Raw genomic sequence first — 285 nt, 5'->3', positions numbered from 1 at the left:
CTTGCGCTGTCGATGGTGATCCTTTGCCCCATCGCCCAATTGGGATGGCTTGAGGCCTGGGCGACGCTTGCATCGCGTAGCCGTTCGATCGGCCAATCCCGGAATGCCCCCCCCGATGCAGTCAGGGTCACATACTGAACCGTTTTCGGGGACTCCCCGACAAGCAATTGAAAAACAGCCGAATGTTCGGAATCAACCGGGAGAATCCTGGCCCCGGTCCGCGCTGCCAGCCCGGTAACCAGACGGCCCGCCGCGACCAGCGTCTCCTTGTTGGCCAGCGCCAGC

At 62.8% G+C, this 285-nt stretch carries 1 pseudogene; it reads right to left on the bottom strand.

The features are described from left to right. Positions 1–285: pseudogene (locus tag K3A84_RS20275) on the bottom strand (1-deoxy-D-xylulose-5-phosphate reductoisomerase); the annotation flags it as partial.

The organism is Novosphingobium percolationis (assembly GCF_020179425.1).
GTDB lineage: Bacteria > Pseudomonadota > Alphaproteobacteria > Sphingomonadales > Sphingomonadaceae > Novosphingobium > Novosphingobium percolationis.
Note: the sequence above shows the minus strand (reverse complement) of the source record. Positions and strands in the feature narration are given on the sequence as shown.